The organism is Gluconobacter sp. NFX36, assembly GCF_049887835.1.
GTDB classification, from domain to species: Bacteria; Pseudomonadota; Alphaproteobacteria; order Acetobacterales; family Acetobacteraceae; genus Gluconobacter; species Gluconobacter japonicus_A.
Genome location: NZ_JAGEKJ010000039.1, coordinates 1 through 1,775, shown reverse-complemented (window position 1 = coordinate 1,775; position 1,775 = coordinate 1). Strand labels below are relative to the sequence as shown.

Genomic DNA, 1,775 nt, shown 5'->3' with positions numbered 1-1,775 from the left:
GTTTGCCGTGCGCCAGTTTGGTGCCAAATCCCAAAGGGCGCACTTATACAAACTTTTGGTTTGCTGTGCGGAGCGCGGAAATCTCACGAATTTCCAGCGGCCAAGGCGGAGCCTTAGCGATCCCCGAATGATGGTTCGGCAAGGTTGCTTTTTTTCGGGAAAGGGCGAAAGGTATGCCCCAGAAACGGCGAAAGGCCGGAGCTAGGAACTCCGACCTTTCAGCTTGACCCGCCAGATCGAGTGGACGGGCCAGCTTTCCGAGAGAACGATACCTCAAACCGGGTAGTTCCCTCAAGAGAAGATGGTCAGTCCGAGTGAGGATAGACAATGACCATCGCTTCAAAGACTTCCCGGCCCATGACAAAATGGCAGATCATCCGTCGGTTTCAGGCCGCGCTTCGGCGCTTCCGTTCGGAAGGTAAGCTAACGCTTGGCGAGGCTCATGCACTGGCGGTTTTGCCAGAATTCATGGGCGACGATGGAGCCATGTTTCCCAGCCATGAGGCGATGGCCGAGAAGTCGGGAGCCTGTCGTCGAACCGTTATCAACGCCCTGAACCGAGCGTATGCCCTGGGCATTGTGAAGCACACGCCCCGCTATGTGTATGACCAGGCCCTAGGAAAGCGCGTCAGGACATCAAACGCCTACGAGATTGTCCTTTCGGCGCTTCATCAGGTGGCACAGGCCGCACGTTTCCTCATGCGGAGCGTCAGGAACCACCTAAGTGCAAGACCTGCACAGGAACGTCCCTCTAGTTCTTTTTTAAGAGCGGAAAGAGTTTTCCAGCCGCCTCAGATGAGCCATTCGGAGATGATCGAATGGTGTCTGAGGGAAGCGAAAGCCACCTGAAGGCACCTAAGTGCAAACCAACAACTCGACCTAAGTGCAGATCACTCTGACCTAAGTGCAGAGGCAGGTTTTCGACGCCTAAACGGCGCCCTTCGGGGCTCCCGCTCTGCGCTCGCTCGAAAACAGGAACAGCAGAAGTGCCGAGACAAGAAAAATGCTTAAGGAGAGGCCTCTGTGAGGCCGTCAGGAGCGTTCCAGTGAAGCCAGTATGGCTCTTGTAGGGAAAATTCTAGAACGGCCTACACGACAAACCTAGAACCTCTCTGGGCAAGTATGATCTTTTGAAAAGATCATACTTCGGATTCGGTCACTTCAAAATCAAAATCTGCTTCTCGAAGGAAATCGATGAAACGTTTATCGATTATTTTAAGCTCAAGATAAGTTTTTTCAGGTGTTTTTTTGTGGCTGTAACTAAATTCTTTTTCTCCAATATTTATAGGATTTGTCTCGTTAAGAACGTTAGTTTTCTGTGAAAAGTTGAATTCTTGCTTTAGATTGTCAAAATCTAGATATTTTTCTTTTTTGAAAGTAATTTCATAAACAGTCATTGGAATTTTCCCTAAAAAATGAAGTCCACATTGAAATGGCTAAGATTGCTTGTCGCCCAGTTTTTTAGCTTCAGCAATTACACGCAAAGCATGAGCCATTCCTTCGGCCGATCCATCAGCTTTTGCCGTTTCTAAAAGCGCAATTCTTACGGCTGGATCACGAGCAGCTTCTACAGAGTCGAACACAATCAATTTGTCGCTGTTCATGGTTTGAGGCCCTTTTCTGAAAGGGCGCACTTACACAAACTTTCGTTTGCCGTGCGCCAGTTTGGTGCCAAATCCCAAAGGGCGCACTTATACAAACTTTTGGTTTGCTGTGCGGAGCGCGGAAATCTCACGAATTTCCAGCGGCCAAGGCGGAGCCTTAGCGATCCCCGA

Annotated in this window: 3 protein-coding genes; 1 reads left to right on the top strand and 2 read right to left on the bottom strand. The window is 49.7% G+C overall.

Translation table 11 applies throughout. The features are described 5' to 3' along the window. Window positions 1–327: 327 nt before the first annotated feature. Window positions 328–849: a hypothetical protein gene (locus J4P41_RS15595; RefSeq protein WP_426067830.1), complete on the top strand. Its 522-nt coding sequence runs from the start codon at window positions 328–330 to the stop codon at window positions 847–849. A 290-nt stretch (window positions 850–1,139) separates the two neighbouring features. On the opposite strand, the gene J4P41_RS15590 is transcribed toward J4P41_RS15595, so the two are convergent. Both J4P41_RS15590 and J4P41_RS15585 read right to left on the bottom strand, forming a co-directional pair. Beyond that, window positions 1,140–1,397: a hypothetical protein gene (locus J4P41_RS15590; RefSeq protein WP_426067829.1), complete on the bottom strand. Its 258-nt coding sequence runs from the start codon at window positions 1,395–1,397 to the stop codon at window positions 1,140–1,142. Between the two features lie 39 nt (window positions 1,398–1,436). Then, on the bottom strand, window positions 1,437–1,604 hold the full coding sequence (locus J4P41_RS15585; RefSeq protein WP_426067828.1) for a hypothetical protein: 168 nt from the start codon (window positions 1,602–1,604) through the stop codon (window positions 1,437–1,439). Window positions 1,605–1,775 lie beyond the last annotated feature (171 nt).

Coding starts and splice junctions, on each gene's coding strand:
- J4P41_RS15590 (WP_426067829.1), bottom strand. CDS start 1,397: ATGACTGTTTATGAAATTACTTTCAAAAAAGAAAAATATCTAGATTTT.
- J4P41_RS15585 (WP_426067828.1), bottom strand. CDS start 1,604: ATGAACAGCGACAAATTGATTGTGTTCGACTCTGTAGAAGCTGCTCGT.
- J4P41_RS15595 (WP_426067830.1), top strand. CDS start 328: ATGACCATCGCTTCAAAGACTTCCCGGCCCATGACAAAATGGCAGATC.